The 18,555-nt window shown below is 71.3% G+C and carries 14 protein-coding genes and 1 rRNA gene; 13 read left to right on the plus strand and 2 right to left on the minus strand.

Annotated elements, in window-relative coordinates:
- Window positions 1-137 precede the first annotated feature (137 nt).
- From H180DRAFT_RS03445 to H180DRAFT_RS03455, 3 genes are all read left to right on the plus strand, one after another.
- Window positions 138-3,890, plus strand: a complete 3,753-nt coding sequence (locus H180DRAFT_RS03445; protein ID WP_055484392.1) for a glycosyltransferase family 2 protein — start codon at window positions 138-140, stop codon at window positions 3,888-3,890.
- Complete coding sequence (locus H180DRAFT_RS03450; RefSeq protein ID WP_055484393.1) at window positions 3,887-5,467, plus strand: DUF5719 family protein; 1,581 nt, start codon at window positions 3,887-3,889, stop codon at window positions 5,465-5,467. The genes H180DRAFT_RS03445 and H180DRAFT_RS03450 overlap by 4 nt, the downstream gene beginning before the upstream one ends.
- A 325-nt stretch (window positions 5,468-5,792) precedes the next feature.
- Window positions 5,793-6,266, plus strand: a complete 474-nt coding sequence (locus H180DRAFT_RS03455; protein WP_055484394.1) for a carboxymuconolactone decarboxylase family protein — start codon at window positions 5,793-5,795, stop codon at window positions 6,264-6,266.
- A 267-nt stretch (window positions 6,267-6,533) separates the two neighbouring features.
- On the opposite strand, the gene H180DRAFT_RS03460 is transcribed toward H180DRAFT_RS03455, so the two are convergent.
- Window positions 6,534-6,914, minus strand: a complete 381-nt coding sequence (locus tag H180DRAFT_RS03460; RefSeq protein WP_254665856.1) for a metallopeptidase family protein — start codon at window positions 6,912-6,914, stop codon at window positions 6,534-6,536.
- Window positions 6,915-7,328: 414 nt separating this feature from the next.
- On the opposite strand from H180DRAFT_RS03460, the gene H180DRAFT_RS03465 reads away from it, so the two are divergent.
- From H180DRAFT_RS03465 to H180DRAFT_RS03500, 8 genes are all read left to right on the plus strand, one after another.
- Window positions 7,329-7,727, plus strand: coding sequence for a DUF3499 domain-containing protein (locus tag H180DRAFT_RS03465; protein WP_055484396.1), 399 nt, complete (start codon window positions 7,329-7,331; stop codon window positions 7,725-7,727).
- Between the two features lie 147 nt (window positions 7,728-7,874).
- Complete coding sequence (locus tag H180DRAFT_RS03470; protein WP_055484397.1) at window positions 7,875-9,239, plus strand: phosphomannomutase/phosphoglucomutase; 1,365 nt, start codon at window positions 7,875-7,877, stop codon at window positions 9,237-9,239.
- A 237-nt stretch (window positions 9,240-9,476) separates the two neighbouring features.
- Window positions 9,477-9,650, plus strand: a complete 174-nt coding sequence (locus H180DRAFT_RS03475) for a Trm112 family protein (protein WP_074466584.1) — start codon at window positions 9,477-9,479, stop codon at window positions 9,648-9,650.
- A 99-nt stretch (window positions 9,651-9,749) separates the two neighbouring features.
- A complete protein-coding gene (locus H180DRAFT_RS03480) occupies window positions 9,750-11,006 on the plus strand; it encodes an SIS domain-containing protein (protein ID WP_055484398.1) in 1,257 nt (418 codons plus the stop codon).
- A 53-nt stretch (window positions 11,007-11,059) separates the two neighbouring features.
- Complete coding sequence (gene manA / locus H180DRAFT_RS03485; protein ID WP_055484399.1) at window positions 11,060-12,316, plus strand: mannose-6-phosphate isomerase, class I; 1,257 nt, start codon at window positions 11,060-11,062, stop codon at window positions 12,314-12,316.
- Window positions 12,317-12,428: 112 nt separating this feature from the next.
- The gene (locus H180DRAFT_RS03490; protein ID WP_055484400.1) at window positions 12,429-13,361 is read left to right on the plus strand and encodes a cation diffusion facilitator family transporter; all 933 of its coding nucleotides are present in this window, start codon (window positions 12,429-12,431) and stop codon (window positions 13,359-13,361) included.
- 431 nt (window positions 13,362-13,792) lie between these two features.
- A complete protein-coding gene (ahcY, locus tag H180DRAFT_RS03495; protein WP_055484401.1) occupies window positions 13,793-15,250 on the plus strand; it encodes an adenosylhomocysteinase in 1,458 nt (485 codons plus the stop codon).
- Window positions 15,251-15,375: 125 nt separating this feature from the next.
- Window positions 15,376-15,990 carry a hypothetical protein gene (locus H180DRAFT_RS03500; RefSeq protein WP_055484402.1) on the plus strand — a complete coding sequence of 205 codons (615 nt, stop codon included), beginning with the start codon at window positions 15,376-15,378 and terminating at the stop codon, window positions 15,988-15,990.
- Between the two features lie 13 nt (window positions 15,991-16,003).
- On the opposite strand, the gene H180DRAFT_RS03505 is transcribed toward H180DRAFT_RS03500, so the two are convergent.
- Entirely contained in the window at window positions 16,004-16,948 is a 945-nt protein-coding gene (locus H180DRAFT_RS03505) for an RDD family protein (protein ID WP_055484514.1), read from the minus strand.
- Window positions 16,949-17,026: 78 nt separating this feature from the next.
- Between H180DRAFT_RS03505 and H180DRAFT_RS03510 the strand changes: the two genes are divergently transcribed.
- Together H180DRAFT_RS03510 and H180DRAFT_RS03515 are read left to right on the plus strand one after the other, a co-directional pair.
- Window positions 17,027-18,034, plus strand: coding sequence for a stage II sporulation protein M (locus tag H180DRAFT_RS03510; RefSeq protein WP_055484403.1), 1,008 nt, complete (start codon window positions 17,027-17,029; stop codon window positions 18,032-18,034).
- A 443-nt stretch (window positions 18,035-18,477) separates the two neighbouring features.
- Window positions 18,478-18,555: ribosomal RNA gene (locus tag H180DRAFT_RS03515) — 16S ribosomal RNA — on the plus strand; the annotation flags it as partial.

Consider the following 18,555-nt stretch of genomic DNA (forward strand, 5'->3'; position numbering starts at 1 on the left):
GGCGGCGCGGACCGAGCCGTTAGTGTGTGGCTCGTCCTTGGCGCGCCGCTCCCCGCTGGGCGGAGCGCCTGTTGAGTCAGTCGCAGCGTCTTTCGGGGGGTCACCACCCCCGTACCCCGGGAGGGGCCCGCACCCCGATGTCCGTGCACAGCCATACGGCGGCCCAGTACGAGGCGGCCACACCCGAGTTTCCGCGGCACGTCGTCACCGCCGTGCTCGTCTCCCACGACGGCGCGAGGTGGCTGCCCGAAGCGCTCTCCGGTCTGCTCTCCCAGGAGCGGCCGGTCCAGGACGCCATCGCGGCCGACACCGGCAGCGCCGACGAATCGGCACAGCTGCTCACGGAGACCCTCGGCCCGGACCGCGTACTGCACATGGCCCGCCGCACCGGATTCGGCGCCGCCGTCGACGAGGCCGCACGGACGGCCTGGGTGCCCACCCCCGACGACCTTCCGTACCTGAAGCGCCCCAGCGGCTGGGACCCGGTCACGCGCACATGGCGTGACGACGCCTACGACATGCCGGAGCTTCCGTACGGCGAACCCGTCCACTGGCTGTGGCTGCTGCACGACGACTGCGCTCCCGAACCGGACGCGCTGTCAAGGCTGTTGAGGGTCGTCGAAGCCGACCCGAAGGCCACCGTCGTCGGCCCCAAGCTGCGCAGCTGGTACGACCGCAGGCAGCTGCTGGAAGCCGGGGTGTCGATCGCGAACAGCGGCCGCCGCTGGACCGGCGTCGAACGGCGCGAGCAGGACCAGGGGCAGCACGACATGGTGCGGCCGGTCCTCTCGGTCTCCAGCGCCGGAATGCTCATCCGCCGCGACGTCTTCGACGAACTCGGCGGCTTCGACGGGCGGTTGCCGCTCATGCGCGACGACGTCGACCTGTGCTGGCGGGCTCATTCCGCCGGGCACAGCGTGCTGATCGTCCCGGACGCGGTGGTGCGGCACGCCGAGGCGGCATCGCGTGAGCGGCGTCCCGTCGACTGCGTGGGCCGCGGAACGCGCGGCGGCGCCAGCCCGCACCGCGTGGACAAGGCCGGAGCCGTCTACACGCTCCTCGCCAACGTGCCCGGCTCGAAGCTCTTCTGGGTGATGCTGCGGCTCGTGCTCGGGACGCTGCTGCGCACCCTCGCCTATCTCGTCGGGAAGGCCCCACGGCAGGCCGTCGACGAAGTGCGCGGCCTGACCGGGACGCTGCTGCGGCCCGGCCGTCTCTTCGGCGCACGCCGCCGGCGCGGCAAACCGGCCGTCCCCTACAGCGAACTGCGGCACCTCTTCCCGCCGCCCGGCGCGACCGTGCGCGCGACCCTCGAACAGGTCGCGAGCAACTTCGGCGGACGCGCGGAACCCGACATGTCCTCTGGTGGCCGGCACGGCGCCGTGGAGACGGGGCCGGGCGACGAGGACGCGGACTATCTGGACGTCGAGCAGTTCGCGCGGGTCAAGCAGGTCGCCCGCAAGCCGGGTCCCGTGCTCTTCGCGGTCCTGCTCCTGGTGTCCCTGATCGCCTGCCGCCAGCTGCTGGGCGGTGGCGCGCTCGCGGGTGGTGCGCTGCTGCCGGCTCCCGCGGACGTCTCGGATCTGTGGAGCCGCTACGTCGACGGCTGGCATCCCGTCGGCATCGGCGGCACGCAGACGGCGCCGCCGTACCTGGCGATCGTCGCCATGGTCGCCACCGTCTTCTTCGGCAGCACCGGCTTCGCGCTGACGCTGCTGCTGGTCTGCTCGGTGCCGCTGGCCGGCTTCACCGCGTACTTCACCTCGCGGCCGCTGGTGGAGTCCCGGCTGCTGCGCGCCTGGGGAAGCGTCGCGTACGCGTTCCTGCCCGCGGCGACCGGCGCGCTCGCGGGAGGCCGCATCGGCACCGCCGTGCTGGCCGTCGTGCTGCCGTTGCTCGCGCGCGCCGCTGTCGCCGTGAGCGGACTGCGGGGAGCGCCGGGGTGGCGGACCGTATGGGGATACGCGCTCCTCCTGACGCTGACGACCGCCTTCACGCCCATCGTGTGGCTGATCGCGCTGACTCTGACCGCCGTGCTGTTCGTGCTGCGGCGGCTGGGCTTCACGGACGACGGGGAGGGGCCCGCGGCCGACGGCGCCGGAAGCGGAACGCTGACCCGCAACGGCATCGCACTCGTGACGCCGATGGTGCTGCTGGCCCCGTGGTCGCTGTCGCTGCTGACGAGCCCGTCCGGATTCTTCCGCGAGGCCGGTCTGCCCTACGGCGCGGGCTCCGGGGACGCGCTCGGTCTGCTGACCCTCACGCCCGGCGGGCCCGGCGCGGCGGGCGGTCTGCTGCTGATCGGCGTCGTGCTCGCGGCCATGGCCGCCCTGTTGCGCGACGAACGGCAGTCTGCGATCCGCGCCGCCTGGGCCGCGGCGCTGGTCGGGCTGCTGTACGCGGTGCTCGCCAACTCCGTCGCCTGGGCCGGACCGGCCACGCTCGTGTACGGGCTCGCGCTGCTGTGCGCGGCCGTCGTCGGTGCCGAGGGCGCCAAGGAGCGGGTCGCGGAACAGAGTTTCGGCTGGAAGCAGCCCGCGGCGGCGATCGTCGCCGCGGCGGCGGTGGCCGCCCCGATCGTCGCGGCCGTCGGCTGGATGGTGGGGGGCGCCGACGGGCCCCTGTCCCGGCGGGACCCGGTGCAGGTGCCCGCGTTCGTCGCGGAGGAGAGCCGCACCAGCGACCAGGCGCGCACGCTGGTGCTCTCCGGTGAGGCGGGCGACGCCTCCCGCGCCCCGTCGGACGTGTCGTACTCCATCGTCCGCGGTTCGGGAGCCAGGCTCGGCGACGGCGACCTCGCGGCCGCGGGAGGCGACGACACCCGGCTCGCACGGGTGGTCGCCAACCTCGTCGCCGGCTCCGGCGCCGACCAGAGTGAGCAGCTCGGCGACTACGCCGTGCGCTATGTGCTCGTACGGGACGCGGCGCCCCGGCAGATGAGCCGCGTCCTGGACGCCACTCCCGGACTGACACGGCGCAGCCAGGAGGACGGCAGCGCGCTGTGGCGCGTGGACCGCCAGGTCTCGCGCGTGAGCATCGTGGCCCCCGGCAAGGGCGGCGCGGGCGGGAAGCAGGCCGACCCGGTGCCCGTGCCGGCGGGGCCGCTGGAGGTCCACACGGAGCTGCGGCCGGGGGAGTCCGGCAGGATCCTCCGCCTGGCCGACGCCGCGGACCCGGGCTGGACGGCGACCCTCGACGGCAAGCCGCTGGAGACCGTCACTGTCGACGGCTGGGCGCAGGGCTTCCGGCTTCCGGCGGGCGGCGGCCGGCTGGACGTCACCCACGAGACGAGCGCGACGCACACCGCCTGGGTCTGGCTCCAGGGTTTCCTCGCGGTCGTGGTGCTCGTCCTGGCGCTGCCCGGACGGCGCCGCAGCGTCGACGACGACCTTCCGGAGGCGGCTGTCGCGGGCGCCGCGGGAGTGCCCGCGCAGGGCGCGGAGGGCGGCCGCCGCGCGCGGAGGCTTGCCGCAGCCGAGGCGGCTCGCGCCGCGGAGGCGGGTGAGGCCGGGGCCGCGGACGGTCCTGGGGCCTTCGAGCGTGCTGCGGACGTTCCGGCACAGGTGCCGCACGGGGCGGACTCCGGCGGTGGCGCCCGTTACGACGGCGATCACGAACAGTCCTACGGCGCGCGGCAGTTCGAGCCGTCGTCCTACGACTCGCAGTACGGGTCGTCCCGTTACGGCGACTCGTACGACCGGGCCGGCCCGGCGCCGTTCGAGCCGCAGCAGCGGTCCTACGGCGACGACCAGCAGCAGTTCGACGTGGGCTACGGGCAGCGGTACGAGGACCCCTACCCGGCGCAGCAGTACGACGCCTACGAGGGCACCGGCCAGGCCGACCCGTACGGCTACGAACCGCGGTACGGCAACAGGAGCGATCAGCAGTGAACCGCACGAGCATGACCCTCATCGGCGCGGCCACGGCACTCGCCGCGCTGACCGGCGTCGCGGCTCTCACGGCGCCCGGCGGTGAAGACCCCGCCGCCGCCTCCGCGGCCGGACGCAGGCCGGTCGAGCGTTCGACGCTCGTCTGCCCGCAGCCCAGCGTCTCGGACGTCGCCGAGACCCGCTACACGGCCTTCGCGCCCAAGGGCGGCAAGGGGAAGGGCGACGCCGGGCTCTTCCGGGCGGAGAAGGCGGAGACCGGCGGCTCGGAGAGCGAAGACGGCGGGGGCAGGGGCGACAGCGACAGCGACAAGGACCGCGACAAGGACAAGGACGGGAACCGGGACAGGGACGCGGACAACAAGCCCGCACCGGACCCGAAGCCGTTCGCCCCGCTGAGTACGCCCGGCAAGCCCGTCACGGCCGGATCGGACTCCTCCGACGCCTCCGCCCTCTTCGGGTCCGCCGAAGGCCGGGTCGCTCCCGGCTGGACGGTCCAGCAGACGACGAGCGTCGGGGCCGGCGCCGGACGCGGCATCCAGGGGACGTCGTGCAACGTGCCCGACACCGACTTCTGGTTCCCGGGAGCGAGCACCGCCAAGGAGCGGCAGGACTACGTCCACCTCACCAACCCCGACGACTCGAGCGCCGTCGTCGACCTGAACCTGTTCGGCAAGAAGGGCCGGGTGGCCTCCGAAGCCGGTGAGGGCATCACCGTCCCGCCGCGTTCGACCGTGCCGGTGCTGTTGTCCACGCTGACGTCGGAGCGGCTGACCAATCTGGGTGTCCATGTCGTCGCCCGCGCCGGACGTGTGGGCGCGCAGGTGCAGGCGGTGGACGAGAAGGCGGGCGGCGACTGGGTCTCGTCCGTGGCCGATCCGGATCCGAGCGTCGTGATCCCCGGAATTCCCGGTGACGCCACGGCGGTTCGCCTGGTCGTCGTCGCGCCGGGGGAGAACGACGCGGACCTGAAGGTCAGGCTTGCGAGCCCGTCGGGTCAGATCGCGCCTGCCGGTCACGAGACGCTGCACGTGCGCGGCGGCATGCTCACCGCCGTCGATCTGAAGGACCTGACCAAGGGGGAGGCGGGATCGCTCGTCCTCACCCCCTCGGAGGGCGGGACCGGGGCGACTCCGGTCGTGGCGGCAGCGCGCGTCACCCGGGGCAAGGGCGCCGGCCAGGAGACCGCCTTCATCCCCGGCACCGCGCCTCTCACGGACCGTGCCACCGCCGCCGACAACCAGGAGAAGGGCTCCCGGCTCTCGCTGATGGCGACCGGCAAGTCGGTGAAGGTGCGCGTGACCGCCTCGGCGGGCAGCAAGGGCGGCAGCCCGGTCAGCCAGACGCTCACGGTCAAGGGGAAGACGACGAAGTCCCTTGTCCCGCCCCGCCCGAAGGGCGTGAAGGGCACCTACGCGGTGACCGTCGAGCGGCTCTCGGGCGGGCAGTTGTACGCCTCCCGGATGCTGGAGCAGAAGCAGGGCAAGGTGCCCGCTTTCACCGTGCAGCCGCTGCCCGACGACCGGGGCAAAGTGCTGGTTCCGCACTCCGGACAGGACCTGTCGGTGCTGAACGACTGACCGGCCGGCCCCGGGCCCGGCAACCGCCTGGGGTGGCAACCGCCGGGTGCGCCACGGTAGTTGTCAGCCCGTGGCCGCTTGTGTCCGCTGGTGTCCGCCCGCGTTCGCCCGTGTCCGCTTGCGTTCGCCCATGGCCTTGGGCTCGCCCGCGTCCACCCGGACCCGCCCGTCCGGTATCTCCTGCGGCGGTCCCGCAAGCTCGCCGCCGGACGTCAACGGTCGCCTTTCGGCCGGTGAGTTGTACGTCACATCCCGTCATGTCACATTCCGCCGGGCTGCCCCGTCGTGGAGGTGTAACCACCAGCAAGGGCAGAGGAGCTCTTCCATGGACGCTCGATTGGACCTCTTCGGCAACCCGTACGCCGCGAAGATCCTTAAGCACGTGGTCGCGGCGAGCAAGGTGCTCGCGGACTCGACGTTGCCGCCCGCGACGCAGGAGCTGGTGAAGCTCCGCGCCAGCCAGATCAACGGCTGCGGCTTCTGCACCGACATGCACACCAAGGACGCCATGGAGGCCGGGGAGACCACGGTGCGCCTGAACCTGGTCGCGGCCTGGCGCGAGGCCACGGTCTTCACCGACGCCGAACGCGCCGCCCTGGAACTGGCGGAGCAGGGCACCCGCATCGCGGACGCGGCCGGCGGCGTCACCGACGAGGCCTGGGCGAACGCCGCCAAGCACTACGACGAGGACCAGCTCGCCGCCCTGGTGTTCGCCATCGCGATCATCAACACCTTCAACCGGGTGAACGTCATGGTCCAGCAGCCGGCCGGTGACTACCGTCCGGGCCAGTTCGCGTAACCATTCGCGTAACGGGGGGTACGCGGCCGGAACGTCCGTACCGTTGCGGCCAGTTGCACGCCCCGGGTTCCGGCGCACTGCGCTCGGGCCCGGGGCCCATCGCCGTTCCGCCCGTCCGACCGCGCTGCTCGGCGGACGGGACGGCCGCTCGGTCACCGTCGCCGCCGGCCCCGGGAACCGGCGCCCCGAGAGCATGCCCGCCGCAACGAACTCGCCGCCAACTCGCCGTCCGCGCAACCGAATCGGGGCCGTTTCCGGCCGTGTTCCCTAGTCCTGCCCGTACCGAGGGTCCACCGACTCCGGTGAGAGGCCCAGCAGTTCGGCGACCTGCTCGACGACGACCTCGTGCACGAGCAGTGCCCGCTCGTCGCGGTTGCGGGTGCGGATCTCGACCGGGCGCCGGTAGACGACGATCCGGTCCGGCCGCCCGCTCTTCGACTCGGCCACCCGGCCCAGCGGCACGGCCTCGGCCTGTTCGTCCAGTTCGCCGTTGTCGCTGCGGGGCACCTCCTGCACCGCGAACTCGACGCCGGCCAGTTGCGGCCAGCGCCGCTCCAGCCTGCTGACCGAATCGCGCACCAGATCGTCGAACGCCTCCGAACGGCTGACGGCGAGCGGTACTTGGGGCGGTGCGACGGGCCCGCGCATGCCGCGGCCGTGACGGTCGCGCCGTCGCGGTGCCTGATCGGAGTCGCCGGGCCGGCCGGGGTCGTCCGGTCCGCGAGGCGGTACGGGGCTGTTCATCGCCACGAGCCTAGCGGCCGTACGACCGGGATCCGGGGTCACCGGGTGATTCACGGTCGTGTCACGGAGTGACCAGTGTCATGTTCTTTCGGGTCGTTTTTCATCGCAGAAGCGATCGGTGATCTCGCGACCGTCGACCCGGTTGAGCACAACTCCCGACCGCATGAGGCGTGATGCCCGACTCTCCACGGGCGCAAGGGTGTCGGCGCCGGAGCTTTCCCGCAGATCAGGTGTTTCAAGCCAACCAGGACGACACGACGGAGTGACGTCAAGGAGAGTCGTCGCAGGCCGCTCAAGAGTGCGGTACGGTCCATCGTCGTGAGCCCTGTACGTCGCTGTTCGCGAACCGCCTGCGGCCGTCCCGCCGTCGCGACGCTGACGTACGTCTACGCGGACTCCACCGCGGTGCTCGGTCCGCTCGCCACATACGCCGAACCGCACTGCTACGACCTGTGTTCGGAGCACTCCGAACGCCTGACTGCCCCCCGCGGATGGGAAGTCGTGCGTCTCGCCGTCGACGCGGGCCCGGCGCGCCCGAGCGGTGACGATCTCGAAGCACTCGCCAACGCCGTGCGTGAGGCCGCCCGTACGCCGCGGCGCGACCCTGATCGGGCCGCGCCGCCCGACGCCGTCGGCGGCCCCGAGGGCCGCGACTCCGACCCGATGGAGGTCGCCCGTCGCGGCCACCTCCGCGTACTGAGGTCGCCCGAACCGTAGGCCCCGCAGCACGCCCGGCGGTTCCGGGCCGCTCCGCACAGCGCGCCCGACGGGCCCCGGCCGCACGGGAGATCACGGGCCCGGCGGGTAGATTTGGGGCACTCAGCGGCTGCTGAGAAACCCAAGGACGCAGGAGAGGGCGGCCCCGTGGCTGATCTGTCGGAGATCGTGAAGGCGTACGACGTTCGCGGCGTCGTTCCGGACCAGTGGGACGAGTCGCTGGCCGAATTGTTCGGAGCCGCCTTCGTACGTGTCACGGAGGCGTCCGCGATCGTCGTCGGGCACGACATGCGGCCCTCCTCACCGGGCCTCTCCCACGCGTTCGGTCGGGGAGCCGCCGGCCAGGGAGCCGACGTCACCGGGATCGGTCTGTGCTCGACCGACCAGCTCTACTTCGCCAGCGGCCAACTCGACCTGCCCGGCGCCATGTTCACCGCGAGCCACAACCCCGCCCAGTACAACGGGATCAAGATGTGCCGTGCCGGAGCGCTTCCCGTCGGGCAGGACAGCGGGCTGGCCGGCATCCGCGAACTCGTCGAGCGCTGGAGCGAGTCGGGGGCCCCGCAGCGCCCGGACGGAGTTCCCGAAGGGACGATCGGCGAGCGGGACGTGCTGTCGGACTACGCGGAGCACCTGCGCACCCTCGTGGACCTCACCTCTATCAGGCCGCTGTCCGTCGTCGTGGACGCCGGGAACGGAATGGGAGGGCACACGGTTCCGACCGTCTTCGACGGCCTTCCTCTCCAACTCGACGCCATGTACTTCGAACTGGACGGCACCTTCCCCAACCACGAGGCCAATCCGCTCGATCCGAAGAACATCGTCGACCTTCAGCAGCGCGTGCGGGAGACGGGCGCGGACATCGGTCTGGCCTTCGACGGCGACGCCGACCGCTGCTTCGTCGTCGACGAGAAGGGCGACCCCGTTCCGCCGTCCGCGATCACCGCGCTCGTCGCGGCACGTGAACTCGCCAAGTCGCCCGGTTCGACCGTCATCCACAACCTGATCACGTCGTGGTCCGTGCCCGAGGTCGTACGAGAGCAGGGCGGCACGCCCGTGCGCACACGCGTCGGGCACTCGTTCATCAAGGCCGAAATGGCCCGCACCGGCGCCATCTTCGGCGGTGAGCACTCCGCGCACTACTACTTCCGCGACTTCTGGAACGCCGACACGGGCATGCTCGCCGCCCTGCACGTGCTCGCGGCGCTCGGCGGGCAGCAGGGACCGCTGTCGGAACTCGTCGCCGAGTACAACCGCTACGCGGCCTCCGGGGAGATCAACAGCAGGGTCGACGACCAGGCCGGCCGCGCCGCCGCCGTCAGGGCCGCCTACGAGGACCGGGAGGGCGTCGAGCTCGACGAACTGGACGGGCTGACGGTCACCGCCGCCGACTGGTGGTTCAACCTGCGGGCGTCCAACACCGAACCGCTGCTCCGGCTGAACGTCGAGGCACGGGACCGGGAGACGGCTGACGCGGTGCGGGACGAGGTACTCGCCATCGTGCGCGCGTGAGCCGCGGGCGCCGCGGCACGCCCTCCCGCGTCGGAAGCGCAGGAGGCGGCAGCCGCGGCGGGGCCGGGGCGGGGCCGCTTCCGGTTCACCCCGGATCCGCCCCGGCGGTTTCACCCCGGATCCGCCCCGGATTCCGCCCTGGCGGTGCCCGGACGGTGCGGCTCTCGCCCGCACGACGGCGCCCATGTCCCCGGCGGTACGCTGACCGCAGCCGCCCGCCTCCGAAAGGGACACCTCATGCCGCTCGAAGCCGGTCTTCTGGAGATCCTCGCCTGCCCGGCGTGCCACTCGCCGCTCCGCGAGGAGGCCGACGAGCTGATCTGCACGGGCGCCACCGAGTGCGGCCTCGTCTACCCGGTGCGCGACGGAATTCCGGTTCTCCTCGTCGACGAGGCGCGGCGCCCGAGCTGACACCCCGGCCGCCCGGCCGCACCCGGGCAGCACACCCTTCACCCACAGCACGCGGGGCCGGCAACTCGTCGTCCAGCGGCCGATCGGAGGCTCCGGAAGATGCTCGACGAGTCACTGCTCGACTCTCCAGAGGCCCTCGCCGGCGCGGACACCCACGCCCTGCTGCGCGGCACCGCCGAAGCAGGTGCGCACGTACGTACCGCTGTGCGCCGGGCCACCGAGACGGGGCTGACCGCGCTGCGGCCCGACGGCAGGCCGCGAGCGGTGTTCGTCGCCGGTCCCGGACCGGCCCCGGCCCACGTCGCAGATCTGCTCGCGGCCTTCGCCGACGACGCGGTCCCCGTCACGCTGCTGCGCCCCTCCGGACCGCTCGCGGCGCCCGGTGCGCTGCGCTGGGCCCTGCCCGGCTGGGCGGGTTCGCTCGACCTGCTGCTGGTGGCGACGCCGGACGGAGCCGAGGCCGGGCTGACCATGCTGATCGAGCAGGCGTACCGGCGCGGCTGCACCGTCGTGACGGTCAGCCCTGCCGATGTGCCCGTGGCAGAGCTGACACGGGAGACGCACGGGCTCGCGGTGCCCCTGGGCGCGACGCCTCCCGCGGCCTGGAACGCCTCACCGGCGCGGGACGCCGCCGCCAACGGTGCCACCCCCGCACGCGGCGCTCACGACGCCGACGAAGACACCGGCGCCGGGGCCGCAGTGCCGCATCCACAGCCCGTCGAGCCGCGGATGACAGCGGTCCCGGGCCTTCTGTGGTCCATGCTGACGCCCCTCCTCGTACTCTTCGACCGCGTCGGCCTGTTCGCGGCCGGGGAGGAGGAACTGGAGGCACTGGCCGACCGCCTCGACCACGTCGCGGAACGCTGCGGGCCCGCCGTCGCCGCATACAGCAATCCGGCCAAGTCGCTCGCCGCCGAACTCTCCGAGACCTTCCCGCTGTTGTGGAGCGAAGGCGCCCTCGCGGGAGCCGTCGCACGGCACAGCGCGACTACGCTCGCCGCGCTCCCCGGCCTGCCCGCCCTTGCCGCCGCGCTTCCGGAGGCAATGGCGGCGCACGGCGCTCTGCTGTCCGGGGCGCTCTCGGGGGGCTCCGGCATCGACGACTTCTTCCGCGACCGCGTGGAGGAGCCCGAGTCGCTGCGCGCCCGGATCGTCCTGCTGCGGGACCGGGCGCCGGGCCCGGAGTCCGCCGTGGTCGCCGCGCGAGACCTCGCGTACGCGCACGACGCACCGCTCAGCGAACTCGAACCCGCCGAGGGCAGCAGCCCCCTCGAAGCCACCGCCGAACTGATCGCCACCGCGGATTTCGCCGCCGTTTACCTCGCGCTGGCCGACAGCGGCACATCATCGCCCTGACCGTCCCGCCTGCCGTACAGACGTACTGCCGTAAGGAAGCGAAGCGCCACCCCATGGACCGCCTCACCAACACCGTCCGGCCCTACGCATGGGGCTCCGCCACAGCCATCCCGGAGTTCCTGGGCACCCCGCCCAGCGGTGAGCCGCAGGCAGAGCTGTGGATGGGCGCGCACCCGGGAGCTCCCTCGACGCTGGAGCGCTCCGGCGGCGAGCAGGCTCTGACGGACGTCATCGCGGCAGACCCGGAAGGGGAACTGGGCCCGGAGACCCTGCGGGCCTTCGGGCCGCGGCTGCCCTTCCTGCTGAAGCTTCTCGCGGCGGCGTCGCCGCTCTCGCTCCAGGTGCACCCGGACCTGGAGCAGGCACGGCAGGGCTTCGCCGACGAGGAGGCGCGCGGCGTCCCCGTGAACGCGCCGGAGCGCAACTACAAGGACGCCAATCACAAGCCCGAACTGATCTGCGCGCTCACGGACTTCGACGGTCTGTGCGGCTTCAGGCGCGCTGGGAACGCCGCGGATCTGCTGGCCGGACTCGACGTCGACGCGATCGAGCCTTACGTGGACATCCTGCGGGCGAGCCCCGAGAGCGCGGCGCTGCGCGAGGTGCTGACCGCCGTGCTCACCGCGGACCGGGAGGAGATGTCCGGCACCGTCGCAGAGGTGGCGAGGTCGGCGGAACGGCTCGCCGCGGCCGCCGGTGCCGGCGCGGGTGCCGGCACCGCTTCCGGCGCGGGCGACCCTGCCGCTGCCGACGCCCCTGCGTATGCCGTGTGCGCCTCGCTCGCCCGCCACTACCCGGGCGACCCGGGCGTCATCGCGGCCATGCTGCTGAACCATGTGTCCCTGCGCCCCGGGGAGGCGCTCTACCTGGGCGCCGGAGTGCCGCACGCGTATCTCGGCGGCCTCGGTGTGGAGATCATGGCCAACTCGGACAACGTGCTGCGCTGCGGGTTGACCCCCAAGCACGTGGACGTCCCGGAGCTGCTGCGCATCGTCCGCTTCGAACCCGGAGAACCCGCCGTGCTGCGCCCGGAAGCGGGCCCCGGCGGCGAGGAGCGCTACGACGTGCCCGTCTCTGAATTCCGCCTGTCCCGCTTCGTGGTCGCTCCGGGAGCGGCGGCGGGCCCGCTGGATTCACGCACGCCGCAGATCGTGCTGTGCGCCGGGGGCCGGATCGTGCTGCGCGTCGACGCGGGCCGGGGTGAGGACGAACTGGCCCTGGAACGTGGCCAGTCCGTGTACGTACCGGCGGGTGAGCGGGTCGCGGTGGCAGGTGAAGGTACGCTCTTCCGGGCCACCGTGGCCGTCTGACGGGCCCCCGGCTGTCCGCACGGACAGGGACGGGCAAGGTCCGCAAGGACGGCAATTGCCGACGACGGTGCGGATTTCCGCATATCCACCCAGAGAGGGACGACCGACTCATATGAGTGCATCAGGCGGTTCGAAGGCGATCATCGCCGCGCTCGGCGCGAACTTGGCCATCGCAGTGGGCAAGTTCATCGCCTTCATATTCAGCGGCTCGTCCTCCATGCTCGCGGAGAGTGTGCACTCGGTCGCCGACTCGGGCAACCAGGCACTGCTGCTCCTCGGCGGCAGGAAGGCCAAGAAGGAGGCGAGCGACGAGCACCCCTTCGGCTACGGCCGCGAGCGCTACATCTACGGATTCCTCGTCTCCATCGTGCTGTTCACCATCGGAGGCGTCTTCGCCCTCTACGAGGGATACGAGAAGATCAAGCACCCGCACCAGATCGACAGCTGGTACTGGCCGGTTGGCGTGCTGGTCTTCGCCATCATCGCGGAGACGATCTCGTTCCGTACGGCCATCAAGGAGTCGAACGAGGTCCGCGCCTCGCTGACCTGGACCCAGTTCGTACGGCGTGCCAAGGCGCCCGAGCTGCCCATCGTCCTTCTCGAGGACCTGGGTGCGCTGGTGGGTCTCATCCTCGCGCTCTTCGGTGTCGGCGCCGCCATCGCCACCGGGAACGGCGTCTGGGACGGCATCGGCACGCTGTGCATCGGGGTGCTGCTCGTGGTGATCGCGATCGTCCTGGCCGCGGAGACCAAGTCGCTGCTGCTGGGCGAGTCCGCCGATCCGGCCGAGCGCGAGAAGATCCGCGACGCCCTCGTCGACGGAGAGACCGTGACGGGCATCATCCACATGCGGACCCTGCATCTGGGCCCGGACGAGCTGCTCGTCGCCGCGAAGGTGGCCGTGCAGCACGACGACACCGCGGCGGAGGTCGCGCGAGCGATCGACGCCGCTGAGGAGCGCATCCGGGAATCGGTGCCGAGCGCGCGTGTGATCTATCTCGAACCGGACGTCTACCGGTCGGCGGTGTCGGCCTCGTCGAGCTGATCCGCCCCGTCCCGACGGGCCTCTCCCGCCGCTGAACTCCCCTCTGTGCAAGGGAAATGCATTACTTCGCGCCTTTGTCAAATTAGGTGCAGAGGTGTGGAAGGCCCCACTGTTGGGCATCGGCACAACTGCGCGCACTGTGCGGCCGAAATCAGTTCAGGTCCGCCCTTGCTCGCACCGTGGGCAATCCGTTCGACTGGACGAGCGGTGTAAATTCGTAGTGCACAGACGTCGCTGCTGATGGCAGATCGGCCGGTCCGCGCAGCGGGCCACCGAGGGAGAGAGGGCCTCCGACGGACTGGGCTGCGAGCAAGGGATCAGTGTGCCCGTGTGTGCTGTGTCACTACGCAGTGCAGGCACCGCACACGGAGCCCGAGCGCCGCAGCACGGACCTGTCAGCCATGACCTCGACATCGAGGAGAGCAGCTCGCATGACGACGACCTCCAACGGCCAGGACTTCAAGGTCGCGGACCTTTCCCTTGCGGCCTTCGGCCGCAAGGAGATCACCCTGGCCGAGCACGAGATGCCCGGCCTGATGGCGATCCGCAAGGAGTACGCCGCTGAGAAGCCTCTGGCCGGCGCCCGCATCACCGGCTCCCTCCACATGACCGTGCAGACGGCCGTCCTGATCGAGACCTTGACCGCCCTGGGCGCCGAGGTCCGCTGGGCGTCCTGCAACATCTTCTCCACCCAGGACCACGCCGCCGCCGCCGCGGTGGTGGGTCCGAAGGGCACCCCGGACGACCCGCAGGGTGTCCCGGTCTTCGCCTGGAAGGGCGAGACGCTGGAGGAGTACTGGTGGTGCACGGAGCAGGCCCTCACGTGGCCGGGCGCCTCCACCGGCGGGCCGAACATGATCCTCGACGACGGCGGCGACGCGACGCTCCTCGTGCACAAGGGCGTGGAGTACGAGAAGGCCGGCGCCGCTCCGTCCGTCGACACCGCCGAGAACGACGAGCACCGGGTGATCCTGGAACTGCTGAACCGCACCCTGCGGGAGAGCCCGCAGAAGTGGACCCAGCTGGCGTCCGAGATCCGCGGTGTGACGGAGGAGACCACCACCGGCGTGCACCGTCTCTACGAGATGCACCAGGACGGCTCGCTCCTCTTCCCGGCGATCAACGTCAACGACTCCGTCACCAAGTCGAAGTTCGACAACAAGTACGGCTGCCGTCACTCGCTGATCGACGGGATCAACCGCGCGACGGACGTCCTGATCGGCGGCAAGACCGCCGTGGTCTTCGGCTACGGCGACGTCGGCAAGGGCTGTGCGGACTCCCTGCGCGGCCAGGGCGCCCGCGTGCTGATCACCGAGATCGACCCGATCTGCGCGCTCCAGGCGGCGATGGACGGCTACCAGGTGGTGACCCTCGAAGACGTCGTCGAGACGGCGGACATCTTCATCACCACCACGGGCAACAAGGACATCATCATGGCGTCCGACATGGCCCGGATGAAGCACCAGGCGATCGTCGGCAACATCGGTCACTTCGACAACGAGATCGACATGGCCGGCCTCGCCGAGATCAAGGGCATCGTCAGGGAAGAGCTCAAGCCCCAGGTGCACACCTGGACCTTCCCCGACGGCAAGGTGCTCATCGTGCTGTCCGAGGGGCGCCTGCTGAACCTGGGCAACGCGACCGGGCACCCCTCCTTCGTGATGTCCAACAGCTTCGCGAACCAGACGATCGCCCAGATCGAACTGTTCACGAAGACCGACGCCTACCCGACCGACGTCTACGTGCTGCCCAAGCACCTCGACGAGAAGGTCGCCCGTCTGCACCTGGACGCCCTCGGAGTGAAGCTCACCACTCTCCGCAAGGACCAGGCCGACTACATCGGCGTCCCCGTCGAGGGCCCGTACAAGCCGGACCACTACCGCTACTGACGGCCGGCAGCCCGCCGCACCGCCCCCCCACAGGGGGCGCCGGCGGGCATCCGTGAGCGATGCCGAAGGCCCCCGCCCGCCGGGGGCCTTCGGTCTGCCCGTCCGCACGCACGTAGAGTCCCCGTATGCCCCGCGGCCGGTATTCGCTCCACGATCCGCACGATCACACCCCCCTCGGCGACGAGCACTTCCAATGCGCCACCGGCCCCTCCGGCTGGCGCTACGTCTCGCAGATCACCACCCCTTCCGGCGATCACGCCGGCTCCGTCGATCTGGCCCTCGACGAACTCGGCCGCCCCGTCCGGCTCGAACTCCACGCCGGTGGATGGCAGGTACGCGGCGCCGCCCTGGACGGCGTCACCTGGGTCCGCACCGACCCGGCAGGCGAACGCGCTCAGGAGGGCAATGCCGCCGCGCACTCCTTCACCGGCGGATCCCCGGCATTCCTCGTCGCGACGTCCCGGCTGCTGCGCCTGGCCTCCGGCGCTGCTGCCGCCCGTGTACGCCTCGTCGCACTGACACCCCCCGTTCTGGCACCCCGCACGCTCGATCAGTCCTGGACGCTGGCGACCACCGAAACACACGCCACCGACAACGGGCCCCTGGTCGTCGGGAACTACCAGGTCGGCGAGGTCGACACCGGGGAGCAGCACCCCGTCCACATCGCCGGCGACGTCGTGCTGGCTGCTCCCGGGGTCGAGCTGGAGGAGCTGGAGTCACCGCCCTCCGGCTTCGGCTGAGCCGCCGAGCACCTCACGAGGGCGGCACGAACCCGGTGCTCCTGGGAGGCTCGGACACCTGTTCCCGGGTCTGAGGGGACTCCGCCGGCGGGCCCGAGACAGGCACCCACGGATGTCCGGAACCGAAGGCCCCACCCGCACCGGGGGAGACGTCCGCACTCGAAGGGGCCGCCTGCGGGGGGCCCGCGGGTGCCACCGGCGCGACTCCCTGAGGGCCGAACGTCCGGTGCGCCTCTCTCGCCTGCCGCTCCGCGACGACGCCCGCCAGATACGCCGCCGCCGGGACGCCGTGGGGCGCCGGGACGCCCGTGCACGAGACGAGGTCCGCCGCGAGCTGCTCGGCCATCGACCGGCTCACCGCCTCGTCGAGCTGCCCGGCCCGCATCAGGTACTGGCGCACTGCCAGCCAGAGACCGCCCGGCACGCGCGAGAGATCCAGCTCCGCGAAGCTTCCCGCCAGCCACGCCGGAGGCGGCGGGGCGGGCGTCCCGCTCGCCTCGGGCACCCGCTCCCTGACGACGAGGGTTCCGGCGAACACGTCACCGAGCCGCCTGCCACGTGCCGATACCAGCGAAGCGGCGCAGGCCACGACGCCGAAGAAGAGCTGGATCTCGATGACCCCGATCGCCCCGCGCACCAGTGCGTGCCGGAAGCGGACGGGCCCGCCGTCCTCCCGCAGCACCCGAAGACCGCACAGCAGCTTGCCCACGGACTTTCCGCGGCTCAGCGTCTCCACCGCGACAGGAACGCCGACCAGCACCAGCAGGAACAACGCCACCTGCACGGCGGCCGTCGCCGCGTCGTCCAGGGATGCGACGGCGCTCAGCAGCGCCAGCGAGACCGCCAGGTAGACGGCCCAGGCGAGCACCAGGTCGATGAAGACGGCCAGCGCACGGGTCGGCAGCCGCGCGGGCCGGAGACCGAGTACGACGGCATCTCCCGTTACGAGCTCGCTCACCGTGCCTCCGCCCACATCCGACAGTCCCCTCTCCGCACAGTCTGCCGTTCCCACCGAGCCGTCTGCCAAGCTCTCACCATGGATCTGGATGTCTTCGTCGCCGCGCACAGGGCGGAGTGGGACCGACTGGACCAACTGCTGCGCCGCCGTCGCCGCTTGTCCGGTCACGAGGCGGACGAACTCGTCACGCTCTACCAGCGCACGTCCACACACCTCTCCCAGGTCCAGTCGAGCGCACCCGACCCCGCGCTCGCCGGAAGCCTCACGTCTCTTGTGGCACGTGCGCGCAGCGCGGTCACGGGCCCGCGGAAGGCCTCGTGGCACGACGCGGCCCACTTCTTCGCCGCCGGATTCCCCGCTGCCGTGTATCGAAGCCGTCACTGGTGGATCCCCGCCGCGCTGCTGTCCGTCGTGGTGGCCGCCCTCATCGGCTGGTGGATCGGCACTCATCCGGACGTGCGCTCGGCGATCGCCGCCCCGGACCAACTACGCGAGATGACACGGCCGGGCGGCCAGTACGAGTCGTACTACTCGAGCCACCCGGCCACGTCCTTCGCGGCCCAGGTGTGGACGAACAACGCCCAAGCCGCCGCCGTCTGCCTCGCGTTCGGCGCCCTGCTCGGCATCCCGGTGCTGTGGGTGCTGTTCCAGAACATGCTCAACCTCGGCATCGGCATCGGCCTGATGGAGTCCGCGGGACGCCTCGACACCTTCCTGGGTCTCATCCTTCCGCACGGCATCCTCGAACTGACGGCGGTCTTCGTGGCCGCGGGCACAGGCCTTCGACTGGGCTGGACGGTCATCGACCCGGGACCGCGAAGCCGGCGCGCAGCGCTTGCCGCAGAAGGACGTTCGGCGATCGGCATGGCCATCGGACTGGCCGCTGTGCTGTTCGTCTCAGGGATCATCGAGGGTTTCGTGACGCCGTCCGGCCTCCCCACGTGGGCCCGCATCGCGATCGGCGTCGTCAGCGAACTCCTCTTCCTGGCCTACGTCTACGTCCTCGGAGGCCGTGCCGCACGGGCGGGGGAGACCGGGGACGTCTCCCCGGAGGACAGGCCGACGACGGTGCCCACAGCCGCCTGATGTGCGTTCGCGCCTCGCGACCTGTTACTGTTCACGCCGTTGCGAAGCCGGTTGAACGGTTTCCGCGGCGAAGGACCCGACGAACCACGGGAGTTCGGTGAACTCCCGGCGACGTTCGGTGTCCGTTCCGCCTCCCAATGCGACTCCGAATTCCGGATGTTGCCGGGAAGCACCCCCGGATCAACTGTCGGATCAGCTCTGATAGTGTCGGGTTTACCGAGAGGGAAGCGCCCGGAGCGGCCTGTGAGGGTTGTGATGGAAGCGTCCGTTCTTTGAGAACTCAACAGCGTGCCAAAAGTCAACGCCAGATATGTTGATACCCTCGTGTCTCCACGGGCTTTGTTTGTGGAGGCGTGGGATTTCTTTGATTGACAGCGAGGATGCTGTGCACGCCGGGATTATTCCTCCTGGTTGTGCCGCTCTTTCGTGGTGTTTTTGATGCATTCACGGAGAGTTTGATCCTGGCTCAGGACGAACGCTGGCGGCGTGCTTAACACATGCAAGTCGAACGATGAAGCCCT

This window comes from Streptomyces sp. WMMB 322, from assembly GCF_900090145.1.
Taxonomy (GTDB): domain Bacteria; phylum Actinomycetota; class Actinomycetes; order Streptomycetales; family Streptomycetaceae; genus Streptomyces.

Bases quoted from the DNA above. Each gene is read 5' to 3' on its own strand.
- H180DRAFT_RS03445 (WP_055484392.1), top strand. From the start codon at position 138: ATGTCCGTGCACAGCCATACGGCGGCCCAGTACGAGGCGGCCACACCC.
- H180DRAFT_RS03455 (WP_055484394.1), top strand. From the start codon at position 5,793: ATGGACGCTCGATTGGACCTCTTCGGCAACCCGTACGCCGCGAAGATC.
- H180DRAFT_RS03460 (WP_254665856.1), bottom strand. From the start codon at position 6,914: ATGCGCGGGCCCGTCGCACCGCCCCAAGTACCGCTCGCCGTCAGCCGT.
- H180DRAFT_RS03475 (WP_074466584.1), top strand. From the start codon at position 9,477: ATGCCGCTCGAAGCCGGTCTTCTGGAGATCCTCGCCTGCCCGGCGTGC.
- H180DRAFT_RS03480 (WP_055484398.1), top strand. From the start codon at position 9,750: ATGCTCGACGAGTCACTGCTCGACTCTCCAGAGGCCCTCGCCGGCGCG.
- manA (WP_055484399.1), top strand. From the start codon at position 11,060: ATGGACCGCCTCACCAACACCGTCCGGCCCTACGCATGGGGCTCCGCC.
- H180DRAFT_RS03490 (WP_055484400.1), top strand. From the start codon at position 12,429: ATGAGTGCATCAGGCGGTTCGAAGGCGATCATCGCCGCGCTCGGCGCG.
- ahcY (WP_055484401.1), top strand. From the start codon at position 13,793: ATGACGACGACCTCCAACGGCCAGGACTTCAAGGTCGCGGACCTTTCC.
- H180DRAFT_RS03500 (WP_055484402.1), top strand. From the start codon at position 15,376: ATGCCCCGCGGCCGGTATTCGCTCCACGATCCGCACGATCACACCCCC.
- H180DRAFT_RS03510 (WP_055484403.1), top strand. From the start codon at position 17,027: ATGGATCTGGATGTCTTCGTCGCCGCGCACAGGGCGGAGTGGGACCGA.